This is a genomic window from Croceicoccus naphthovorans (genome assembly GCF_001028705.1).
Lineage (GTDB): Bacteria > Pseudomonadota > Alphaproteobacteria > Sphingomonadales > Sphingomonadaceae > Croceicoccus > Croceicoccus naphthovorans.
The window spans coordinates 1,854,293-1,876,360 of sequence record NZ_CP011770.1 but is presented as its reverse complement, the minus strand read 5'-3'; the positions used below and the strand labels follow the sequence as shown (position 1 = coordinate 1,876,360).

General features: G+C 63.0%; 22 protein-coding genes and 1 pseudogene. 13 read left to right on the top strand and 10 right to left on the bottom strand.

The window, feature by feature from the left end; genetic code table 11:
- Positions 1 to 77 precede the first annotated feature (77 nt).
- Positions 78 to 467 carry an EamA family transporter gene (locus tag AB433_RS09475; protein WP_169749332.1) on the top strand — a complete coding sequence of 130 codons (390 nt, stop codon included), beginning with the start codon at positions 78 to 80 and terminating at the stop codon, positions 465 to 467.
- A 25-nt stretch (positions 468 to 492) separates the two neighbouring features.
- Positions 493 to 1,428: an IS1595 family transposase gene (locus tag AB433_RS09470; protein WP_047820824.1), complete on the top strand. Its 936-nt coding sequence runs from the start codon at positions 493 to 495 to the stop codon at positions 1,426 to 1,428.
- Positions 1,429 to 1,564: 136 nt separating this feature from the next.
- Here AB433_RS09470 and AB433_RS09465 read toward each other — a convergent pair whose 3' ends face one another.
- Positions 1,565 to 1,957 (bottom strand): hypothetical protein, encoded by a 393-nt coding sequence (locus AB433_RS09465; protein ID WP_053059092.1) that lies wholly within the window; start codon positions 1,955 to 1,957, stop codon positions 1,565 to 1,567.
- A 198-nt stretch (positions 1,958 to 2,155) separates the two neighbouring features.
- Between AB433_RS09465 and tnpA the strand changes: the two genes are divergently transcribed.
- The 5 genes from tnpA to AB433_RS20510 all read left to right on the top strand — a co-directional run bounded on the left by tnpA (position 2,156) and on the right by AB433_RS20510 (position 5,550).
- Positions 2,156 to 2,521, top strand: coding sequence for an IS66-like element accessory protein TnpA (gene tnpA / locus AB433_RS09460; RefSeq protein ID WP_047819777.1), 366 nt, complete (start codon positions 2,156 to 2,158; stop codon positions 2,519 to 2,521).
- Positions 2,518 to 2,859 (top strand): IS66 family insertion sequence element accessory protein TnpB, encoded by a 342-nt coding sequence (gene tnpB, locus AB433_RS09455; RefSeq protein WP_047819776.1) that lies wholly within the window; start codon positions 2,518 to 2,520, stop codon positions 2,857 to 2,859. The genes tnpA and tnpB overlap by 4 nt, the downstream gene beginning before the upstream one ends.
- 73 nt (positions 2,860 to 2,932) lie before the next feature.
- Positions 2,933 to 4,582 carry an IS66 family transposase gene (gene tnpC / locus AB433_RS09450; protein ID WP_047823140.1) on the top strand — a complete coding sequence of 550 codons (1,650 nt, stop codon included), beginning with the start codon at positions 2,933 to 2,935 and terminating at the stop codon, positions 4,580 to 4,582.
- Positions 4,579 to 5,217: a plasmid pRiA4b ORF-3 family protein gene (locus AB433_RS09445; RefSeq protein WP_245626563.1), complete on the top strand. Its 639-nt coding sequence runs from the start codon at positions 4,579 to 4,581 to the stop codon at positions 5,215 to 5,217. Before tnpC ends, AB433_RS09445 begins: the two co-directional genes overlap by 4 nt.
- A gap of 141 nt (positions 5,218 to 5,358) precedes the next feature.
- On the top strand, positions 5,359 to 5,550 hold the full coding sequence (locus AB433_RS20510; RefSeq protein ID WP_156170769.1) for a hypothetical protein: 192 nt from the start codon (positions 5,359 to 5,361) through the stop codon (positions 5,548 to 5,550).
- A 7-nt stretch (positions 5,551 to 5,557) separates the two neighbouring features.
- On the opposite strand, the gene AB433_RS09440 is transcribed toward AB433_RS20510, so the two are convergent.
- Positions 5,558 to 6,010: a hypothetical protein gene (locus AB433_RS09440; RefSeq protein ID WP_156170768.1), complete on the bottom strand. Its 453-nt coding sequence runs from the start codon at positions 6,008 to 6,010 to the stop codon at positions 5,558 to 5,560.
- 138 nt (positions 6,011 to 6,148) lie between these two features.
- Here AB433_RS09440 and AB433_RS09435 point away from each other — a divergent pair, with 138 nt between their 5' ends.
- Together AB433_RS09435 and AB433_RS21250 are read left to right on the top strand one after the other, a co-directional pair.
- A complete protein-coding gene (locus AB433_RS09435) occupies positions 6,149 to 6,694 on the top strand; it encodes a DMT family transporter (RefSeq protein ID WP_053059091.1) in 546 nt (181 codons plus the stop codon).
- Positions 6,691 to 6,957, top strand: a pseudogene (locus AB433_RS21250) (HNH endonuclease); the annotation flags it as partial. The gene AB433_RS09435 and the pseudogene AB433_RS21250, both read left to right, overlap by 4 nt.
- A 73-nt stretch (positions 6,958 to 7,030) precedes the next feature.
- Here AB433_RS21250 and AB433_RS09430 read toward each other — a convergent pair.
- The 6 genes from AB433_RS09430 to AB433_RS09405 all read right to left on the bottom strand — a co-directional run bounded on the left by AB433_RS09430 (position 7,031) and on the right by AB433_RS09405 (position 13,661).
- Complete coding sequence (locus tag AB433_RS09430) at positions 7,031 to 7,288, bottom strand: ATP synthase F1 subunit epsilon (protein ID WP_047820822.1); 258 nt, start codon at positions 7,286 to 7,288, stop codon at positions 7,031 to 7,033.
- A 2-nt stretch (positions 7,289 to 7,290) separates the two neighbouring features.
- Complete coding sequence (gene atpD, locus AB433_RS09425) at positions 7,291 to 8,763, bottom strand: F0F1 ATP synthase subunit beta (RefSeq protein ID WP_047820821.1); 1,473 nt, start codon at positions 8,761 to 8,763, stop codon at positions 7,291 to 7,293.
- A gap of 21 nt (positions 8,764 to 8,784) precedes the next feature.
- Positions 8,785 to 9,657, bottom strand: coding sequence for a F0F1 ATP synthase subunit gamma (locus AB433_RS09420; RefSeq protein WP_047820820.1), 873 nt, complete (start codon positions 9,655 to 9,657; stop codon positions 8,785 to 8,787).
- Positions 9,658 to 9,688: 31 nt separating this feature from the next.
- Complete coding sequence (gene atpA, locus AB433_RS09415; protein WP_047820819.1) at positions 9,689 to 11,218, bottom strand: F0F1 ATP synthase subunit alpha; 1,530 nt, start codon at positions 11,216 to 11,218, stop codon at positions 9,689 to 9,691.
- 29 nt (positions 11,219 to 11,247) lie between these two features.
- The gene (locus AB433_RS09410) at positions 11,248 to 11,802 is read right to left on the bottom strand and encodes a F0F1 ATP synthase subunit delta (protein WP_047823752.1); all 555 of its coding nucleotides are present in this window, start codon (positions 11,800 to 11,802) and stop codon (positions 11,248 to 11,250) included.
- Positions 11,803 to 12,023: 221 nt separating this feature from the next.
- Entirely contained in the window at positions 12,024 to 13,661 is a 1,638-nt protein-coding gene (locus tag AB433_RS09405) for a S1C family serine protease (RefSeq protein ID WP_047820818.1), read from the bottom strand.
- 114 nt (positions 13,662 to 13,775) lie between these two features.
- Between AB433_RS09405 and AB433_RS09400 the strand changes: the two genes are divergently transcribed.
- Entirely contained in the window at positions 13,776 to 14,822 is a 1,047-nt protein-coding gene (locus AB433_RS09400) for a bifunctional transcriptional activator/DNA repair enzyme AdaA (protein ID WP_375782412.1), read from the top strand.
- Here the strand turns inward: AB433_RS09400 and AB433_RS09395 are convergent, their stop codons facing one another.
- A complete protein-coding gene (locus AB433_RS09395) occupies positions 14,823 to 16,382 on the bottom strand; it encodes a tetratricopeptide repeat protein (RefSeq protein WP_156170767.1) in 1,560 nt (519 codons plus the stop codon). It lies immediately after the preceding gene.
- Positions 16,383 to 16,457: 75 nt separating this feature from the next.
- Positions 16,458 to 18,638, bottom strand: a complete 2,181-nt coding sequence (locus AB433_RS09390) for a primosomal protein N' (protein ID WP_047820816.1) — start codon at positions 18,636 to 18,638, stop codon at positions 16,458 to 16,460.
- Between the two features lie 74 nt (positions 18,639 to 18,712).
- Here AB433_RS09390 and AB433_RS09385 point away from each other — a divergent pair, with 74 nt between their 5' ends.
- The 3 genes from AB433_RS09385 to cobT all read left to right on the top strand — a co-directional run bounded on the left by AB433_RS09385 (position 18,713) and on the right by cobT (position 22,002).
- A complete protein-coding gene (locus AB433_RS09385; RefSeq protein WP_047820815.1) occupies positions 18,713 to 19,420 on the top strand; it encodes a DUF4197 domain-containing protein in 708 nt (235 codons plus the stop codon).
- Between the two features lie 95 nt (positions 19,421 to 19,515).
- Complete coding sequence (gene fsa / locus AB433_RS09380; RefSeq protein ID WP_047820814.1) at positions 19,516 to 20,169, top strand: fructose-6-phosphate aldolase; 654 nt, start codon at positions 19,516 to 19,518, stop codon at positions 20,167 to 20,169.
- A 9-nt stretch (positions 20,170 to 20,178) separates the two neighbouring features.
- On the top strand, positions 20,179 to 22,002 hold the full coding sequence (cobT, locus tag AB433_RS09375) for a cobaltochelatase subunit CobT (RefSeq protein WP_047820813.1): 1,824 nt from the start codon (positions 20,179 to 20,181) through the stop codon (positions 22,000 to 22,002).
- The last annotated feature ends 66 nt before the right edge of the window (positions 22,003 to 22,068 follow it).

The window sequence follows — 22,068 nt, the reverse complement described above, 5'->3', positions numbered from 1 at the left end:
CACGTTGCGAAAGGCGCGGCTGGCTTTGGCATTCGCAAGCCATTACGGCGGGGCGGCGCATGCAGGGGAGCAACAGCTTGCACCAAGACGAACGGATGGGCGTGCTGTTCGCCATCCTCGGGTATGTCCTGCTGTCGATGGGCGACAGCGTGTGGAAACTCGTGGCCGATGCATGGGCGCCGACCGCGCTGGCGACGTGGCGCTATTCGCTGGGCGCGGTGGGGCTGGGCGCGGCGCTGTGGTGGCGCGAGGGGGCGCTGGGCTTTCGCGTGCGCAATCCGTGGGTACAACTGATGCGCGGTAGCGGGGTCGCGATTGCGACTGCCTCTTTCGTCACGGCGGTCGGCATGATGCCGCTTGTCGATACCACGGCCATTCTGTTCACCAGCCCGTTGCTGACCGCATTGCTGGCTGCGGTATTCCTGAGGCGATTATATACTTTGCAAACACACCGCTTGATGCTATAAGGATGGCATCAACGGAGTTATTGAAATGTCTGCCCTTTCCCGTCCTGAGTTCCATGGTGAAGAAGCTGCCTTCAGCCACCTAGAGCGTATCATCTGGGGTGGACAGCCGGTGTGCCCCCATTGTGGCGGCATGGATCGTATCACGAAGGTCAAGGCAAACCCTGAAAAGCGCATTCGTTACGGCCTGCACCGCTGCGGCGACTGCAAGAAGCAGTTCACCGTCAAGATCGGCACGGTGTTCGAGCATATGCGTCTGCCGCTCCACAAGGCGTTGCAGGCGGTTTACCTCGTCACGAGCAGCAAGAAGGGTATCAGCGCCCACCAGCTGCACCGCACGCTGGAAATCACCTACAAGAGCGCATGGTTTCTCCTGCACCGCATTCGTGAAGCGATGCGCGATGGCGACACGACCTTGATGGGCGGCAATGGCGGCACGGTCGAAGTGGACGAGACGTTCATCGGCAAGAAGAAGGGCATGGAAAAGCGCCGCGCCTTCCATCACAAGATGAAGGTTCTGGCGCTGGTGGATCGGGAAACCGGCAAGGCCCGCACGATGGTCATTGACGATGTGAAGGCCGAAACCCTCATGCCGTTGGTGATTGCCAATGTGGAACGCGAAGCGCGGATCATGACGGACGGGCACAGCGGCTATCGTGATGCTGGCAAGTTCTTTGCGGCCCACGGCACAACCAGCCACGGTCGCGGCGAATATGTGAACCTTGAAGATCGCACGATCCACAGCAACACGGTTGAGGGCTATTTCAGCATCTTCAAGCGCGGCATGAAGGGTATCTACCAGCATTGCGGTGAGCAGCACCTGCACCGCTATCTGGCCGAATATGAGTTCCGGTATAACAACCGTGCGAAGCTGGGTTTCAATGATACCGACCGCGCTGGGAATGCGCTTCGCGGCATCGTCGGCAAACGCCTCACTTATGGGGGGCCTGTTACGGCGAACTGAAGCGGATATGAGTCAGGCAGAAGCGGTTCAGCTTGTGTTCTGTTTCATTGTGGAATAAAGGTTGAGGTGCGGTTGGCGTCTGGCGATAAGGGCCCTCGGGCACTTCGAGAGATAGCTGGGAAGTGCGGCCGCACCTTCAAAAATAATGATGTTTGCCGTGGGACCAAAGGTCGAACTCATAGTTCACCTTTTTGGCGATATGGTCGTATGAACGGCTGTCACCTTTCTCCCATTTCCTTTGTATCGCCCAGCAACAGTAGTCCGCAATTTGCAAACAAGGGTCTGTTTCAGCGGGCCAGAACGCAGTCCGAACTCGCTTCTTTGGTATGATTTGCTTGCAGACGTCGCGAACTGCATCTTCAAACGAGACGCGCTTTGCTTTCTTGCCTATCGTCGCAGCGGTGACTTGAATGCTGTCATTAGGGCCGAGAAATTTGGGCGACGAGTGCTTCAAGTGATAAAGCCAGCCATACTGGTAAAATCTATCTTCGGTGGTTCTAGTTTGTGGCTGCGCTTTGCTCTTTTCCATAATCGTGGCTTGGACGGTGAAATCCTGTTCCGATAGGAGGGTGAAAACCTCATCCCGGACTTCCTGCTTGTCGTAAGTGCAATGGAAGCAATCACGGATAGGGGAGCCCTTCCGTACCCATCCGGTGAGGCCCGCCTTGTCTGGCGAGTGAACGACCGGTCTTAAGAGCGCTCGTATGAGCGAGCTTAGGAGCGGAGCATGGGTCAGATCACGTTGATGACGGGGCCGGAGCGTCGGCGGCGTTGGAGCGAGGAGGAGCGGCTTGAGATTCTCGCCGAGGCCTTTGCGCCGGGCGCCTGCGTTGCCGATGTATCCCGGCGGCGGGACGTTTCGACCAGCCTGATCTACACATGGCGTCGCAAATTGCGCGAACAGTCGGCAGCTGCGTCCTTGCCGGTACCGGAGATGACTTTCGCCCAGGCCGTGCTCGCCGATGACGAGCAGCCTGCCGATCATGATCCGTGCGCCGCGATCACGGTCGATCTTTGCAATGGTCGGCAAGTGCGCATCTCCTCGTCTGCACCTGCTACGCTGGTTTCGGCGGCATTGAAGGCGCTGCGATGATCCCATCGGGCGCGAGGGTCTGGATCGCGATGGGCCACACGGACATGCGCAAGGGCATGCAGGGGTTGGCCTTGCAGGTTCAGCAGGGCCTGAAGCGCGATCCGCATGGCGGCGACCTGTTCGTGTTCCGAGGGCGGACGGGATCGCTGATCAAGATCATCTGGCACGACGGCATCGGCATGTCGCTCTATGCCAAACGGCTCGAGAAGGGTCGCTTCGTCTGGCCCACGGCTCGGGAAGGCATCGTCTCGCTGACCAATGCCCAATTGTCCTGCCTGCTGGAGGGGATCGACTGGCGTAACCCGCAATACTCCTGGCGTCCGCAAAGCGCCGGATAGGGGCTGCATTTTCTTCGTTGGCTGGCGCATTTTGAGCTTTGACCGAAGGCCGATCTGTGATTCCATGCCGCTTATGGACACGGTCGCATCGCCCCTGCCGGACGACGTTGAAGCGCTTAAGGCGCTGCTGGCCGCCGCGCTCTCGCGCGCCGATGATGCCGAGGCCCGCCTTGCCAAGGCCAGAGCCCGCGAGAGTGCGATCGAGGCAATGATCGCTCACCTCAAATTGCAGATCGCCAGGCTGCGGCGCGAGCAATATGGTGCCAGCGCCGAACGCAGCTGCCGCCTGATCGACCAGCTGGAATTGCAGCTTGAAGATCTCGAGGCCGATGCCTGCGAGAATGATTGCGCTGCCGAAGCCGCTGCGGCGAAGACGAGCGAGGTCGCCGCGTTCGAACGCAAGCGCCCGAGCCGCAAGCCGTTCCCCGAACATCTGCCCCGCGAACGCATCGTCATTCCCGCGCCCTGTTCGTGCCCGTCCTGCGGCGGCGCGCGCCTGTCGAAGCTGGGAGAGGATATCACCGAGACGCTGGAAGTAATCCCGCGCCAGTGGAAGGTGATCCGGACGGTGCGAGAGAAGTTCTCCTGCCGGGATTGCGAGACGATTACGCAGCCCCCGGCGCCGTTCCATGTCGTGCCGCGCGGATGGGCCGGACCCAGCTTCCTCGCCATGCTATTGTTCGAGAAGTACGGTCAGCACCAGCCCCTCAACCGGCAGGCCGAGCGCTTCGCCCGCGAAGGCGTAGCGCTCAGCACCTCGACCCTGGCCGACCAGGTCGGTGCCGCCGCCTTCGCACTCATGCCGCTCTACCGGCGGATCGAAGCCCATGTGCTGGATGCAGCCCGGATCCATGGCGACGATACGACCGTGCCGGTCATGGCGAAGGGCAAGACCGATACGGCGCGCCTGTGGGTCTATGTGCGCGATGACCGGCCCTTCGCCGGTTCCGATCCGCCCGCAGCCTTGTTCCACTATTCCCGCGATCGGCGCGGTGAGCATCCACGGGCGCATCTGGCGTCCTGGGCAGGGATCCTGCAGGCCGATGCCTATGGCGGCTACAACGAGCTTTACGCGCCCGGTCGTCAGCCGGCGCCCGTGATCGAGGCGGGCTGCTTCGCGCATGCACGCCGCAAATTCTTCGAACTGGCCGATGTTGAGGGGGCCGCACGCAGGAGGAGCCGCGGCGAACGCACCGGCATGATCTACCCGATTGCGCTGGAAGCCGTGCAGCGCCTCGATGCCCTGTTCGAGATCGAGCGCGGCATTAATGGCAAGACGTCAGCCGAGCGCGTTGCACTCCGGCAGGAACGCAGCGCGCCGCTGATGGCGGATTTGCACGCCTGGCTCGCCGCGCAGCTCGCGAAGCTGTCGCGCAGCCACGATCTGGCCAAGGCCATCAACTATATGCTCCGGCGCTGGGATGCCTTCACCCGCTTCCTCGATGATGGCCGGATCTGCATCACGAACAACGCCGCCGAGCGGTCGCTGCGCTGTGTACCGCTTGGCCGCAAGGCATGGCTGTTCTGCGGTTCTGACCGCGGCGGACAGCGTGCCGCCGTGCTCTACACGCTGATCCAGACGGCCCGGCTCAACGAAGTCGATCCGCAGGCGTGGCTGGCCGACGTCCTCGAGCGCATCGCCGGACATCCTGCCCACCGGATCGACGAACTGCTGCCCTGGAACTGGCGTGCGAACGCAGGAGTGCTATCGCAGGCGGCATGACCGCTCGATCCATGCACAGGCCCACGGCCATCGACAGCTTCACGCAAATCGCCACGCTGCGCATCGACCTCAAGGACAGCGATCCGCCGATCTGGCGGCAGGTCGAGGTGCCGACCTCGATCACCCTCAAGGTGTTGCATGACATCGTCCAGGCCGCGATGGGATGGTTCGACTATCATCTCTGGGAGATGATGATCGACGGCCAGGCATACGGTATCCCGATGGATGACGACTGGGGCACTCCGCCGCCCAAAAATGCCTCGCGGGTTCGTCTGCGTGATGTCCTTTCCCCGGGCACCACCACGATCGCCTATTCCTACGACTTTGGTGACGACTGGCAGCACACGCTGACCCTGAGTGATGTTCGCCAGGGCGACCCGGCCATAGCCTACCCGCGCTTCATCATCGGCGAGCGCAATTGCCCGCCCGAAGATTGCGGCGGGATTAGCGGCTTCTACGAAGTGCTCGATGCCAGGTCCGATCCCACGCACGAGGAACATGCTGACATCTGCCGATGGCTCGACGATTACGACCCGGAGGAACTGGATATCTTCCCCATCCAGGTCGCCCTCGGCCGTATCGCCGCCAAACGCAACGCCGCCGCAAAGCGCATCATCTCGAAAAAGGGCTCCTAGCCATCACGCTGCGGTCCTCACCGGATGGGTACGCCCTTCCAAGCGAGCCGCCGCTTCAAAAGTAGCAGTTCCTGGCCGATTCCACAGTCGGTTGTCGCTACAGTGCAGACAATATAATATCGGCTCGCACCGCCGCCCCGCTTGAACGAGAAGCAGCCAGATTCATCGGCGAATAGGAAAACAGTCATGCCGCATACGAAAGCCGCTGATAAAAAGAGTCAATCCGACAAATTCAAGGAACTTGCCCGCGAACTCGAATGCGACGAGGACGAAGCTCATTGGGATGAACGGCTAAAGAAGGTCGCGAGGGGCAAGCCGGAGAAGGGCGAATGAACCTACCTCAGCTGCGGACTCCCCCACCGTCTTCGCCTTCGGTTCCACGTTCAGAGCTTTGAGAAAACAGTTCCTGCAGTTCTTCATGCGAAGCGCGCACCTCTGCTACGGCGGAACTCGCTTCCTCCATTATCGCATACGAACGAGCGACCTGTTCCTGCGCCTTCGCTATAATCACGTCGACCTTCCGCGTGACAAACCAGCGAAATATCCCACCAGCAACGAACGCGGAAAAGGCAGCGCCAGCGGCTACGGCCAAGACGCTAACGATAAGTTCAAGCGCGGATTGTCCACCCGCCCCTAGTATGAACTGAACAATCGGGACTATGGCGTCGAGAATAATCAAACGCACACAGACAGTCATCGCAGCTAAGCCGATGACCGCCAGCATAACCCGCGTCGGCCATCTCCCAAAATGCTCCTCAAATTTCTCAACAAGCGAGCCGAATCCAAGGTCCATGATTAAACGCCCCACCCTTTCGGGGAGCGTAAGGACCGCTCGCCAAATAAGCGAATCCGATACGCTCCAAGCGCTATTCACCTAGCCCTCCCTCGCTTGTGTTTGCAAGGTATACAATCGCCATTCCTGAAAGAGCCGGTGACGCGGCAGACATGGCTGGCCAATCTGGGCGGGTTCGTCGGGGTCGCCATTGTCTTGCGGCCCAATCTGATGGCGCTGGGTCCGGTGGCTATCCTGCCACTGGTTTCGGCACTGGGGATGAGCATGCTGGTGATCGGCAATCGCCTGTCTGCCGGGTCGGGCAGCGCCTTGGCCATGCAGTTCCAGCTTGCCGCGCCCGCCGCGTTCTTTCTCGCCCTGACCGCCTTGGCGGGGCATTTGTCCGGTGTCGAAACGCTTCACGTCGGCGCGCCGCAGGGCGTTGCGATCTTGGCGGGCGTGGTCGTGGCCATAGTTGCGACGGCGGGGCACTGGTGCATCTATTTCGGCACGACGCGGGCCGGGGCCGCCACCATTGCGCCCATGACCTATGTCCAGATCGTCTGCGCGGGGGTGCTGGGCTGGTTGCTGTTCGGAGACGTGCCCGATCTGCTGGCGCTTGTCGGGGTGGCGATCATCGTCGCATCCGGTCTGTTCCTGTGGCGCGGTCGGCAACCGGTCGGCGTGCCTGACGAAGCGGGATGAGTGAGCAACCCGAAACTTGCTGGCTTTGCCGGCGGCCATTGGGCCGGCGGGTGGAATGGCATCATCCCGTGCCCAAAAGCAGGGGCGGGCGGGTGACCCGCGCAGTCCATCCGATTTGCCACAGGACGTTGCATGCGCGTTTTTCCAATGCGGAACTGGCGCGGATCGGGGACGATGCGGAGGCAGTGCACAAAGACGCGGAAATTGGGCGGTTCTTGCGGTGGATCGCGAACAAGAAACCGGATTTCCATGCGCCCGCGCAAGGGAGCGCGGCGCTGACATACGAAAAGGGGCGCCCGCGTGGACGCCCCAGTTCGCTTCGATCGGTCGCGCGAATTACTCGCTTACGTGTTCGGCCAGAACCGTCAGGCCAGCATCGCCGACCTCGGCGAAGCCGCCCTGGACCATGATCTCTTCCGGGGCGGAGGTGGCGGTCTTGTAGACCTGCACCGCGCCGTCGCGGATGGTGGACATGAAGGGCGCGTGGCCCTCCAGCACGCCGAACTCGCCTTCCGAACCGGGGACGACCACCATGTGGACATCTTCCGATCGGACCAGCTTGGCCGGCGTGACGAGTTCGAAGTGCAGCGCCATGATCAGGCGTCCTCGGCCAGCTTCTTGGCCTTGGCGACCGCCTCGTCGATGCCGCCAACCATGTAGAAGGCTGCTTCGGGAAGGTGGTCGTACTCGCCGTCCACCACCGCCTTGAAGGACTTGATGGTGTCTTCGATCTGCACGAACTTGCCCGGGATGCCGGTGAAGACTTCCGCAACGTGGAACGGCTGCGACAGGAACTTCTGGATCTTGCGCGCGCGGGCGACGGTCAGCTTATCTTCTTCCGAAAGCTCGTCCATGCCCAGAATGGCGATGATGTCCTGCAGCGACTTGTACTTCTGCAGCGTCTCCTGAACCTTACGAGCGGTTTCGTAGTGTTCCTGACCGACGACGCGCGGTTCGAGAACGCGGCTGGTCGAGTCCAGCGGGTCGACCGCCGGGTAGATGCCGAGTTCGGAAATCGCACGGTTCAGCGTGGTCGTCGCGTCCAAGTGGGCGAACGAGGTAGCCGGGGCCGGGTCGGTAAGGTCGTCCGCAGGGACGTAGATGGCCTGAACCGAGGTGATCGAGCCCTTGGTGGTCGAAGTGATGCGTTCCTGCAGCTGGCCCATGTCGGTCGACAGGGTCGGCTGATAGCCCACGGCCGAAGGAATACGGCCGAGCAGTGCCGACACTTCTGCGCCTGCCTGCGTGAAGCGGAAGATGTTGTCGACGAAGAACAGAACGTCCTGGCCTTCCTGGTCGCGGAAGTACTCGGCCATGGTGAGGCCCGACAGGGCGACGCGGGCACGCGCGCCCGGGGGCTCGTTCATCTGGCCGAACACGAGGGCGACCTTCGAGCCCTCGGACGTGGCGTTGCCGTCAGCGTCCTTGGCGATGACGCCCGCGTCGAGGAATTCGTGGTAAAGGTCGTTACCTTCGCGGGTACGCTCACCCACACCGGCGAACACGGACACGCCGCCGTGGCCCTTCGCGATGTTGTTGATAAGCTCCTGAATGAGCACGGTCTTGCCGACGCCGGCGCCGCCGAACAGGCCGATCTTGCCGCCCTTGGCGTAGGGGGCGAGAAGGTCGATGACCTTGATGCCCGTTACAAGGATCGAGGCCTCGGTCGACTGGTCGATGAATGCCGGGGCCTCGGCATGGATCGGGGCGAACATGTCGCTGCCGACGGGGCCACGCTCGTCGATCGGCTCACCGACGACGTTCATGATGCGACCCAGCGTCTTGGGGCCGACCGGAACCGTAATCTGCTTGCCGGTGTTGCGAACCGACTGGCCGCGGGTAAGGCCGTCGGTGCCGTCCATTGCGATCGTGCGCACGGTGTTCTCGCCAAGGTGCTGCGCAACCTCGAGGACGAGCGTGTTGTCGCCGTTCTGGGTTTCCAGAGCGGAGAGGATCGCGGGCAGTTCGCCTTCGAAGGTCACGTCGACGACGGCGCCGATGACCTGGCTGATCTTGCCCTGGGCGGGGATGTTGCTGGTGCTGTCGAGCACGGGTGCTGCGGTGGCCATGGTTGTTTCCTTGCCTTTAGATTACAGCGCTTCCGCGCCTGCAATAATCTCAACGAGTTCGGTGGTGATCGCGGCCTGACGGCTGCGGTTGTACTGGATGGTCAGCTTGTCGATCAGCTCGCCCGCATTGCGCGTCGCGTTGTCCATCGCCGTCATCGATGCGCCCTGTTCAGAGGCCGAAACCTCCAGCAGCGCGCCGAAGACCTGCGTCTTGACATAACGGGGCAGCAGTTCCTCGAGGATCGCTTCCTCGTCGGGCTCGTATTCGACTACCGCTCCGGTATCCGCCGGTGCGTTCTCCGGGGCCGGGACGGGGACGATCTGCTGAACCACGGGGTCCTGCGCCAGGGCCGACTGGAACACCGGATAGACGAGGTGGGCGACATCGTACTTGCCGTCCTCGAACATGCCGATGACTTCCGAGGCGATCTGCTCGGCTTCCTCGAAACCGGGCTCACGCACCTGGCTGGTGTCGAACTGGTTGCCGATGGCGTTCGGGAAGTTGCGCTTCAGCGGCGCACGGCCCTTGCGGCCGACGAGGTAAAGCTCGACGTCCTTGCCCGCTGCAACCAGTTCGCGCGCCTTGGCTGAGGCCGCACGCACGATGTTTGCGTTGAGGCCGCCGCACAGGCCCTTGTCGGTGTTCACGACCACCAGGAGGTGGCGCTTGTCCGATCCCGTTCCCGCCAGCAGTTTGGGCGCGTTGTCTCCGCTCACCTTGGTGGCGAGGCTGGCCATGACCGCGGCCAGACGTTCGGCATAGGGGCGGGCGGCTTCGGCCCGCGCCTGTGCCTTGCGCAGCTTTGCGGCCGCGACCATCTGCTTGGCCTTGGTGATCTTCTGGGTCGACTTGACCGAGGTGATCCGACCTTTGAGTTCCTTCAAAGAGGCCATGACGGCTCCCTAGCTAGTGTCTCTCAGGGTCTCAGGCGAACTGCTTGGCGAACTTGTCGAGGGCGGCGACGACCTTGGCCTTCACGTCATCCTCGAACTTCTGGGTCGAGCGGATTTCGCCCAGAACGTCGGCATGTTCGCTGCGCATGAAGCTCAGCATCTCGCTCTCGTAACGGGTCACCGCGTCAACCGGGATCGCATCGAGATAGCCGTTGGTGCCGGCGAAGATCGACACGGTCTGCTCTTCGAACGGCAGCGGGCTGAACTGCGGCTGCTTCAGCAGCTCGGTCAGGCGCGCACCGCGGTTGAGCAGCTTTTGGGTCGAGGCGTCGAGGTCCGAGCCGAACTGTGCGAAGGCCGCCATTTCGCGGTACTGCGCCAGCTCCAGCTTGATCGAACCGGCGACCTTCTTCATCGCCTTCGTCTGGGCCGAGCCACCGACGCGCGACACCGAGAGGCCGACGTTAATCGCCGGGCGGATGCCCTGGTAGAACAGGCCGGTTTCAAGGAAGATCTGTCCGTCGGTGATCGAGATCACGTTGGTCGGGATGTAGGCCGACACGTCGCCCGCCTGCGTCTCGATGATCGGCAGCGCGGTCAGCGAACCTGCGCCGTTTTCCTCGTTCAGCTTGGCCGCACGCTCCAGCAAGCGGCTGTGCAGGTAGAACACGTCGCCCGGATAGGCTTCGCGGCCCGGCGGGCGGCGCAGCAGCAGCGACATCTGGCGATAGGCGACGGCCTGCTTGGAAAGGTCGTCGTACACGATGACGGCGTGCATGCCGTTGTCGCGGAAGAATTCGCCCATCGCGGCGCCGGTGTAGGGCGCAAGGTACTGCAGCGGAGCAGGCTCCGAAGCGGTCGCGGCGACGACGATCGAGTATTCCATCGCGCCGTTTTCTTCGAGCTGACGCACGATCTGCGCGACGGTCGAACGCTTCTGGCCGACGGCGACGTAGATGCAGTAGAGCTTCTTGCTCTCGTCATCGCCAGCATTGACGCCCTTCTGGTTGATGAAGGTGTCGATGGCGACGGCGGTCTTGCCGGTCTGACGGTCGCCGATGATCAGTTCGCGCTGGCCACGGCCGACGGGGACGAGGGCGTCGATGGCCTTGAGGCCGGTCTGCACGGGTTCGTGCACCGATTTACGCGGGATGATGCCCGGTGCCTTCGATTCGACGCGGGCGCGGGTGACGTCGGTCAGCGGGCCCTTGCCGTCGATCGGGTTGCCCAGCGCGTCGACGACGCGGCCCAGCAGGCCCTTGCCGACGGGAACGTCGACGATGGTGCCGGTCCGCTTGACCTGGTCGCCTTCCTTGATGGTGGCGTCCGAACCGAAGATAACCGCACCGACGTTGTCGGCTTCGAGGTTCAGGGCCATGCCCTGAATTCCGCCGGTGAATTCGACCATCTCACCGGCCTGCACCTTGTCGAGACCGTGGATGCGGGCGATGCCGTCACCGACCGACAGCACGCTGCCGACTTCGTTTACCTGAGCCTCGGTGCCGAAATTGGCGATCTGGTCCTTGATGACCTTCGAGATTTCTGCGGCGCGAATTTCCATCGTGTTCAGCCTTTATAAGTAACGGGCGTTCAGCCCTTCATCGCCGTGGCGAGGGAATTGAGACGGGTGCGGATCGAACCGTCGATCTGCTGGCTGCCGATCTTTACGATCAGGCCGCCCAGGATCGAGCTGTCGACCGACGTGCGGACCTTGACGTCACGACCCTCTCGGGCCGTCAGCTTCGCGGTCAGCGCGGCAATCTGGGTATCGGTCAGCGCGTGGGCGCTGGTGACGTCCGCCGTAACCTCGCCGCGCTGTGCAGCGGCGATGGCGTGGAATGCGCGGATCATTTCGGGAAGCTTCGCAAGGCGGCGATTTTCCGCCAGCGTGCCGAGGAACTTCTTTGTCAAATCGGCAGCGCCGAGGTGGGTGGCGACCGCGACGATCGCTTCTCCACTGGCCCTGCGGCTGATTTCCGGGTCTTTCAACAGTGCGGCGAGTTCGGGCGTGGCGCTAATCGCCTCGCGCAGCGAATCGAGATCGCCTTCCACTGCCGTCACCTGGTTCTGATCGACCGCCAGGTCGAACAGCGCCGATGCATAGCGTCCTGCAAGACTGGCCGTGATGCCGCCGGAATTATCCACGCGCGTCGTGTCCCTCTTCATTGCCGGAAACATCCTGTCGGTTTCGTTCCGCCGTTTCGGGCGGGCGAGACCGCATGCTGCCGATGGCGGCAGTCAGGGGGTTCCTTCTCGGCGGCGCGCCTAGCAACGAAACCGGCAAATGACAACCGCGCCCTTGGGCTAATCCTTCGCTGGTGCGAAATGACTTATGAAAGCGGCCAAATGCCTGCCGTTTACGGGCGTTATTTCGCGTCTTGGTCCGTTTTGTCGGTCGCAGATGCGGCAATCGCGGCCGGTTCGCAGGCATAGACAAGGCGTTCGTTGGCCTGATCGGGCAGCAATGCGCGAATCGCCTGCTGGTCTTCGCCCAGGGTGCGCGCGGCATCGGTGCCTGCGCCGCATGCCGGGGCCTGATACTGGGCACGGGCCTTGCGGGCCGCCTCCATCGTGGACAGGTCGACGAGGTAGCGGTCCACCGAATAGACGCGCGCCTGCGGATCGTATCGGTTGATAGAGATCGTCTGATCGCTGTCGGAAACCACGACCCGCGCCCATTCCCCGCTGGACAGCCCGTACTGGCTGCGTTCCGCCATACAGCCATCGGGCGACCAGTCGACCGAGACATCGTTGGTGGTCGATACGGTCACGCGGCTGCGTTCGGGGCGGAACGTACAGGTGAACTTGCCCTTGTCGATCAGCGAATCGGGCTGCTGCGCATCGGCAACCTCTTTCATCGCCGCACGTTCGGCATCGGCAGAGCGTTCGACGATCTCGTCCACAGAGGGCCGCGCGGTCCACGCCGCGATGCTGCCGGCAAGGCACAGCACGGCGAATATCGCACAGGCAGTGGCCTGCTCACTCTCGCGTTTGTCATAGAAATGCATGCCGCCAATCGCGCCCAGCATCATCAGCACCAGCATGACGCCCGCAAGGCCCATCAGCGTCTCGCTCGATTCGATCGATTCGAGTTCGGACCGCCGCGCGGCACGTTCCGCCGCCAGCGACCGTTCGGCGGCCAGTGCCTCTGCCCGGGCCTGCTGGGCGGCAGCCTCTCGCATCTGGCGGGCGGTTTCGTTGGCGTCGAATTCGGCAAGGCTGCGGCACGGCAGGGCGTTGCTGTGGATCGCGACACCGGCCTTGCGCAGGAAAGGCAGCATCTCTCGCATCGAGACCGCGAAGTAGAATTCCGAATCGGAGCCGTTGTCGCTGATCGTACCGAAGCTGTTCACGCCGACGACACGCCCGCAGGCATCGAGCAACGGCCCGCCCGAATTTCCGGTGCCGATGGGTGCGGTGTGGAGCAGGGTGTCATATTCGGTGGACGATCGGCCGCCGGAAATCTGCCCCCGCGATTTCACCGGGGCCTGTGGCGAGACGAGGCCGTTGAGGCCCTGTCCCAGCGCCTGGTCGACATTGGCCGGATAGCCCACGGCGAATACGTCGGAACCGTCCTCGACCCGCCCAGTATAGAGCGTGGCGACCGGCAGACTGGCCTGTTCGGTCAGTTCGATCAGGGCAAGGTCGACATCGCTCGCCACCCGAACGATTCGCGCGAAGTACCCGGTGCGGCCTTGCGCGGGCACGACGCCAAGGCGGAGGCGATCGTCCTCCAGCAGCGGGGCCAGCACGTGCGCATTGGTGACGATCAGTGTCGGCGTGACGGCAAAGCCGGTACCGTGGCCGATAACGTCGTATCCCGAATTATCGCGCAGGACGATGACGACGCGCACAACGCTGCGCGCGGCAGCATTGATGTCGGCGCTGTCGGCGCGGGCGGGGGTGGGCGCGATCAACTGTGCGCCGAGCGCCAGCAGGACGGCGCAGAACAACCCGCGCAGCCAGCGCGTGGCAGTCGAAACAGAAAGGCGGGAGGATGCCATGCCTCGGCTGTTAGCCGATTGATCGCGCGGGTGTCAGGCCCTGAAATGTTTTGCCCGCAGCTTTCGGGAAGCGCGTTGCAGCGATGCCGCGCTAGGTCCATCTGTATGACAGAGATGACCGCGATCCGCCCTTCCAACACCAAGATGCCGCCAGAGGCAGAGGCGCTGGACGCTTTTGCCCGGCGCGATCGCAGCTATGATGGCCGCTTCGTGGTGTGCGTGACGACGACGCAGATCTATTGCCGCCCGTCTTGCGCGGCGCGTCGGCCACGCCCGGAAAACATGATCCTTGCCGCCGACAATGCCGAAGCGGAGGCGAAGGGCTTTCGCCCCTGCCTGCGTTGCCGCCCTGACGAAGTGGCGCGGGATGAGGCGGCGGTGGCGAAGGCCTTGGCGATCCTGCGCGATGTGGAGGAGAGGGTCGGGCTGGCCGACTTGGCCGAGGCGGTCGGGTATTCGCCTGAGCATTTCTCTCGCGTTTTCGCCCGTTCAACCGGGATGACCCCTGCCGCCTATGGCCGGGCCTTGCGGATGGATCGCGCGCAACAGGCGCTCGGCGAAGAGGATGTGACCGGCGCGATCCATGCCGCAGGGTATGGCGCGCCGTCGCGGTTTTACGAGAAAGCGAAGGAGCGGATGGGTATGGCACCATCGGCATGGGCCAAGGGCGGCGCGGGCGTGACGATCCGCTGGGCTACCGTCGAGACAAGCCTCGGTTCAATGTTGGTCGCAGCGACCGATAGGGGCGTGTGCCGTCTATCGTTCGGCGAGGGTGAGGCGGACTTGCGAGAACGTTTCCCAAAGGCCGAACTGGTGCAAGGCGGCGCGGATTTCGCGGATCTGATGCGGCAGGTCGTCACGGCGGTCGAGCAACCCGGCGCAGCCCCCGACATCCCGCTCGACGTCAAGGGCACCGCATTTCAGGAACGCATCTGGGCCGAACTGCGCAAGATCCCGGTGGGCGAAACCCGCACTTACGCCGAACTCGCCGCAGCCGCCGGACACCCCACGGCAGTGCGCGCGGCGGGGACCGCGAACGGCGCGAACAACGTCGCGGTCCTGATCCCCTGCCACCGCGTGATCCGGTCGGACGGCAGCGTCGGTGGCTATGCCTATGGCGAGAAGATCAAGACCGAACTGCTGCGGCGAGAGCGGGGATGATCAATCTTCCGCGTCGCTCTTCTCTGGGGGGAGCCACGGTAGAGAAGGCGCAAGATAAGCGATTGCAGAGGCGGGATTACCCTCCTCAATCGCCGTATACTTTTCACGCAGTATTTCCGCGTCTTTTCCCCTCTCTACGTCGTTGATTAGCGGATTGAGCACCGCCAATGCTGCCTTATCCCGTCCTTCCAGAAGCAGAAGGTGGGCAAGGGACTTGCGAATATTTTCGTCAAAGGGGGCCAGCTCATTCGCGCGCTCCAAGGCAATAAGGGCAATTTCCGGCACCTCTTGGCCTGACAAGCGATATGACAAATAGAATAGGTAAAGCGCTTCAGGCTGGTTCGGTTGCAGCCTGTTTGCTTCAGAGATCGGTATGCGCGCCGCTTCGAACTGGCTTGAATCCTCCAACGCTTTTGTGAGTAAAATGCGTGCGAGAAAGATTCTCGCACGCAAGTTATCAGGCTCGAGTTCGATGATCCGCTTGGCGGCGGCCGTCGCCTCTTCGTACATTTGCGCGTCAAAAAAAGATTCTGTGGCAGTCAATTGTACCGGAGCCGATGACGGGTATTGGGTTGCAAGTTCTCGCGCAGAATCGACAAGAGAGGCGGCGGCTTTTGGATCAACACCAGCTTTCAGTCGCATATACAGCGACATTCGGGCAGCTTCTCCCTCCGACAGTTTGCGCACGTCAACGCTCGGCTTAGTATAATCGTCGAACGTGACGGTAACCCCGCGGGCACGCCCCCGCAGATAAGAATCGAGATCCTTGTCCAGCTCCTTGATGTCGCCAAACGCTTTTTCAGCCGCAGCCATACTGTCGAAGCCCTGATTGAGCAGGCTGAAATAGTCTGACAACTGCCCTTCGCGGTCGGGCGAAAACGTCAGATAATGGGTTAGCAGCCAGCCCATTGAATATGCCGCGATAACGTCGATGACACGCACCCGTTCGACTGGCTCGAGCAAAAGCCTGACGGACTTGCGCTCGAGATATTGCATCGCATCATCGCGATGCCTTGGCGGTTTTCCTAGGATAAATCCATTCGGAAGAAATTCGAGCGTGCTGTAAACTTCAGCGAAACCCTCGCTATACCAATAAGGGTAGGAGGCGGCTGCGTGCTGATACATGAAATAGTGCGCGTATTCGTGAAATAGCACGAACTCGGCCGGTATTTCGGACCTGCCGCGATAGACGGAACCGATCGCTTCGCGACGCCCTTCCTTAGCAGGGACGAAAGCGACGGATTCGCCTGCTCTCGGTATGAAAAATCCCGCGATGCCAGAGCTTCGGCTTCCGGCGAGTCCTGCAATATCGTCTGCATCGCCGGTCCGGAGGACCGTCAGCCGAGCTGATGGATTGGCGACCGTATCGGGCGGAACGTTGAGCATGAAACGCATAGCTTCGTCCAAGCGCTCCAGCTTGATAGCCAGTTCTTCCGCGTCGGATTCCGTTCCTTCTGCAAATACGCGGAAATGCGCTGTGTTTGCCTCATGCCAATCATCGGCAACGGCCACATTCGGCCAAAGTGCAAGTATGGCTAAACCGAGAATTCGCTTACGCATGTGTGCAACCCCATTTTTCAAGCAAAGTTGCAGAATGGGGGCGAATTGTGAAGCCCTTGCCAGATCAAAAAGATTTCAAACGAAACTGTAAGGATCGATATCGACCCCAACGCGCACGCCCGGCGGAAAGTTCAAATCGTCCAGCCAGTCGCGGATCGTTTGTTGCAGCGCGGCGCTGCGGCGGGCGTTGATCAGCAGGCGATAGCGATAGCGGCCGCGTAACAACGACAGCGGGGCAGGGGCCGGGCCATAGACCGCGATGTCGTCCAGCCGTGGCGCCGTGCCGCCGACCTTGCGCGCGGCTTCGGCGGCTTCGGCTTCGTCCTCGCTCGACACGATGATCGCGGCCCAGCGGCCGAAGGGCGGGGCCCCGGCGTGGCGGCGGGCTTCGGTTTCGGCTGCGTAGAACGCGTCGCGGTCCCCGGCGGCGAGGGCTGCGATGACCGGCGCGTCGGGGTGGCGTGTCTGGATCAGGACTTCGCCGGGTTTGCTGGCCCGACCGGCGCGGCCCGCGACTTGCGCGATTTGCTGATAGCTGCGCTCGGCGGCACGCAAGTCTCCGCCCTCCAGCCCCAGATCGGCATCGACCACACCGACAAGCGTGAGTTCGGGAAAGTGATAGCCCTTCGTCACCAGTTGCGTGCCGACGATCACGTCGATCGCGCCGGTTTCCGCCGCTTCGACGAAAGCCGCGATCTTTTCGGGGTTCGACAGCGTGTCGCTGGTGACGACGGCGGTGCGTGCATCGGGGAATATTGCCGCGACCTCGTCCGCGATGCGTTCTACTCCGGGCCCGCAGGCGGTCAGGCAATCGGCCTCGCCGCATTCGGGGCACTGGCTGGGGCTGGGGACTTCATGGCCGCAGTGGTGACAGGCGAGGCGTTTCGACAGGCGGTGTTCGACGAGCCATGCCGAGCAGTTCGGGCATTGAAAGCGAAACCCGCAATTCCGGCACAAGGTCAATGGCGCATAGCCGCGTCGATTGAGGAACAGCAGCGCCTGCTCACCGCGTTCCAGCCGCTCCTCTATGCCCGCGACCAGCGGCGGGGCGAGCCAGCGCCCGCGAGGCGGGACCTGTTCGCGCAAGTCCACCACGGCGATGTCTGGCAAGGATGCTTCGCCGAAACGGCTGGGCAGGTCGACTTTCTCGTAAACCCCCGCCTCGGCCATTTGCAGGCTCTCCAGCGCGGGCGTGGCGCTGGCCAGAACCACGGGGATTTTCTCGAACCGGGCGCGCATGACCGCGACGTCGCGGGCGTTGTAACGCACGCCGTCGTCTTGCTTGAAGCTGACCTCGTGCGCTTCGTCCACGACGATCAGGCCAAGGTTCGCGAAAGGCAGGAACAGGGCGGACCGCGCCCCGACCACGACTTGCGCGCCGCCCCCCTTGTCCGATTTGGCGCACACCTGACGCCATGCGCGGCGGCGTTCGGACTGCTTCTGGCTGGAATGCCACACGACCGGGGGAACGCCGAAGCGTGCTTCGAACCGCTTCAGGAAATTCTCGGTCAGCGCGATTTCGGGGAGCAGGACCAGCACCTGCCGCCCCATGCGGATGGCTTCGGCCACGGCCTCGAAGTACGTCTCGGTCTTGCCCGAACCGGTCACGCCATCCAGCAGGAACGGCGCAAAGTCGCGGGTCTTCACCGCCTTGACGAACCGATCCGCAACGCCGCGCTGTTCGTCCGACAGGTCGGGCGGGGCATGATCGGGCAGGGCGGGCCGATAAGGCCGGTCGATCTCCACCACTACCGGCTCCATCACGTTCGCGTTCACCAGTCCGCGCAGCACGGCCTCGGATACGCCCGCAAGGTCGGCCAGTTCGCGGATCGTGCCCTGTTCGCCATCCAATGCGGAGATCGCCGCATCGCGCTGCGGGGTCAGGCGAGAGGGCATGACACCGGTCAGCCGGTACTCTGTCACCGTACCGCCGCCGCGCAGCGCCGCGCTGGAGGACAGCGCCATCCGCGCGACACTGGCCATCGAGGCGCAGTAGTAGTCCGCCGTCCATTCGATCAGCCGCCGCAGGGCAGCGCGCAGCGGCGGCACCGGCAGCACGTCGAGAATGGGGCGCAGCCGCGCGTCCGGAACCTCGGCCCCCGGCAACCGTTCGCTTTCCCACACGATCCCGAGCACCTGACGGGGCCCCAGCGGCGCAACCACCACGCTGCCGGGTACCGGGGACAGGCCATCGGGAACGCTGTAGTCGAGCGGACCGAGAGCGGCGTTAAGGACAAGGATACGGACGCGGTTCATGAGACGCTTGCCAATATGAGCACTCGCCGCGGAATGCGACACCCCGGCGCACGACGCGAGAAGGAGTTGTCGTCATGAATTTTGAAACCCCTGCCGAATCCTCGATCACCGACACTGTTTCCAGCCGCCGCCGCTTTCTCGGTTTCGCCGGGATCGGTGCCGCTGCGCTGACGCTGCCGGGGTGTGCCAGCTATGGCGGGTTCAGTTTTGTCGAGGCGATCCGCCGTTTGCTGACCCTGTCGTCGGAGCGTGCTTTCGACCGCCTCCTGGCCACCAACGGGTTTTACGACAGCCAGGTCGCGCGCCTGCAACTCGATCAGTTCCTTGGCGCGCGGGGTAGCGTGCTGTCCTCGATCCTCACGTCTGGTCTGGTGAAAGACCGGCTCTATCGCGGCCTGTCCGATGTCGCGGTAAAGGGCGCGATGCGCGCCGCGCCCGCGATTGCCGATACGATCCGCGTCGTCGGCATCTCCAACGCCATTGATATCGTGCGCGGCGGGCCGACGGCGGCGACCGGGTTCCTGCGCCAGAACATGGGCCAGCGCCTGATCGATGTGATGCTGCCGGAAATCGGCGATGCGCTCGACCTTGTCAGCGATCCGGTGATCGGCACCGCGCTCTCGGCGCTGACCGGCACGAACCTGCAGAACGTGGTCTATGGCCTGACCGACGCGGCGGAAGAGACGATCTGGACCGAAATGGGCAATGAAGAGTCGGGTATCCGCGCCAATCCGGGCCAGACCAACGATCCGCTGCTGATCGGGGTATTTGGCGTCGCCTGACAGGTAACCGGCGCGCGGGGTGGCGTATGGGCGGGTGAGGGCATATAGGCCCAATCAGATTCGCCCATGGGCCACCCTTCCTGCCGGAGCCAGTGATGAAATTCTTTGCCGACACCGCCGAAATCGCCGATATCAAGGACCTTGCCGCGACCGGCCTGCTGGATGGCGTGACCACCAACCCCAGCCTGATCGCCAAATCGGGCCGCGACTTCATGGAAGTCACCAAGGAAATCTGCGCCATCGTCGATGGTCCCGTCAGCGCGGAAGTCGTCGCGCTCGACCACGAAACGATGATGAAAGAGGCCGAAGTCCTGCGCAAGCTGGCCGACAACGTCTGCATCAAGGTGCCGCTGACGATCGACGGGTTGAAGACCTGCAAGGCGCTGACTGGCGAAGGCACGATGGTCAACGTGACCCTGTGCTTCTCGGCCAATCAGGCGTTGCTTGCAGCCAAGGCTGGCGCGACCTTCGTGTCGCCGTTCGTGGGTCGCCACGACGATAACGGATTCGACGGTATGGACCTGATCCGCGACATTCGCCTGATCTATGACAACTATGCCTATGAGACCGAGATTCTCGTAGCTTCGGTGCGTCACGTGACCCACGTGCTGGAAAGTGCGCGGATCGGTGCCGATGTGATGACCGCGCCGCCTTCGGTCATCAAGGCGCTGTTCAAGCATGTGCTGACCGACAAGGGCATCGAAGGCTTTCTCGCCGACTGGGCCAAGACCGGCCAATCCATCCTGTAAGGGCGCGCATTGGCCGACCAGTCCTCTCTCGACAAGTTCCGCTCCGCCCTGACCGTGACGGCCCGTGCCGTCGCGCGCGATGCAGAGCTTGAGGTGAACTGGACCAGCGAAGCGCCGTCGCAGGCGGGCAGCACCGTTCGCGTGCCAATGCCCGGCCGCAAGCTGGAGGCAGGGCCGGTCGCCGCCGCGCGCGGCGTGGCCGACAGTTTCGCGCTGAAGAATCGCCACCACGACGCTGCCGCCCACCGCAAGTCCCGCCCGATGGAGCCGGTCGCGGGGCAGGTCTTCGACACGCTGGAACAGGTTCGCTGGGAAGCGCTGGGCGCGAATACCATGGCGGGGACGCGCGCCAACCTTGCCGCCGCGCTCGATCGGCGCTTGGCGAACGACCCGATCCTGCGCGCCGACAAGGCGGAGGATGTTCCACTGGCCACCGCGCTGGCGCTGATGGCGCGAGAGGCGCTGACCGGCGAAGCTCCGCCGCAAGAGGCGCGCGCCGGGCTTAACCTGCGCCGTGCCGCGATCGAAAGCGCGATCGGCGACGATTTCGCCGGCCTTGCCGAAGTCATCGGTGACCAGGCGGCGTTTTCGCAGAAATTGCGCGGCCTGCTCGAACACCTTGAACTGATCGTCACCGACCCGGAAGACGCCGCCCCCGATGGCGACAGCGACGAGCCGGAGGGTGACAACGAGATCGAGCAGGACGACGAGGATGACGTCGCCAGCGATTCCGATGCCCGCGCCGAACCCGCGCCCAGCGATGTGACAGAGGGCGAGAGCGAGGACGGCGAAGGCGAGACCGACGGCGAGGAAGGCGAATCCGATTTCGAACCGGGTGAGGGCGATCCCGACGGCATGATGCCCGTCCGGCCCAACCGGCCGTGGACCGATATTCCCGACGACTTCGACTATCGCGCTTTCACCACCGATTTCGACGAGGTCGTCGGCGCGGTGGACCTTTGTGACGAGGAAGAGCTGGGCCGCTTGCGCACCTATCTGGATGCGCAGTTGAAGGGCCTGCAGGGCGTAGTGACCAAGCTCGCCAATCGTTTGCAACGCCGCTTGATGGCGCAGCAGAACCGCAGCTGGGATTTCGATCAGGAAGAAGGCTTGCTGGATGCCGCGCGGCTGGCCCGCGTCGTGATCAGCCCCGGCCACTCGTTGAGTTATAAGGTCGAGCGGGATCAGGAATTCAAGGACACCATCGTCACCCTGCTGATCGACAATTCCGGCTCGATGCGGGGCCGCCCGATTTCCATCGCGGCAATCAGCGCCGACGTGCTGGCTCGCACGCTGGAGCGCTGCGGCGTGAAGACCGAAATCCTTGGCTTTACCACCCGCGCATGGAAGGGCGGGCAGAGCCGGGAGCAGTGGCTGGCCAAGGGCAAGTCGCAGAACCCCGGCCGCCTAAACGATCTGCGCCATATCGTATACAAACAGGCGGATGAGCCGTGGCGGCGTGCCCGCCGCAACCTTGGCCTGATGATGCGCGAAGGGCTGCTGAAGGAGAACATCGACGGAGAGGCGCTGATGTGGGCGCACTCCCGCCTGCTGGCCCGACCGGAAGATCGTCGCATCCTGATGGTCATTTCCGACGGCGCGCCGGTCGACGATTCGACCTTGAGCGTGAACAATGCTGGCTATCTTGAGCAGCACTTGCGCAAGGTAATTGACTGGATCGAAAAGAAATCGCCGGTTCAGCTGGTCGCAATCGGCATCGGACACGACGTCACTCGGTACTACAGGCGCGCGGTGACGATCATGGATGCCGAACAACTGGGCGGCACGATGATCGAACAATTGGCGGGCTTGTTTGAGGGGGAAGACCGCTAGGTTGCTGGCGGAACGCCAACTTTCCCACATTTCTGTCCAAAAACAGGGCACTTTTGCTCGCTCCTG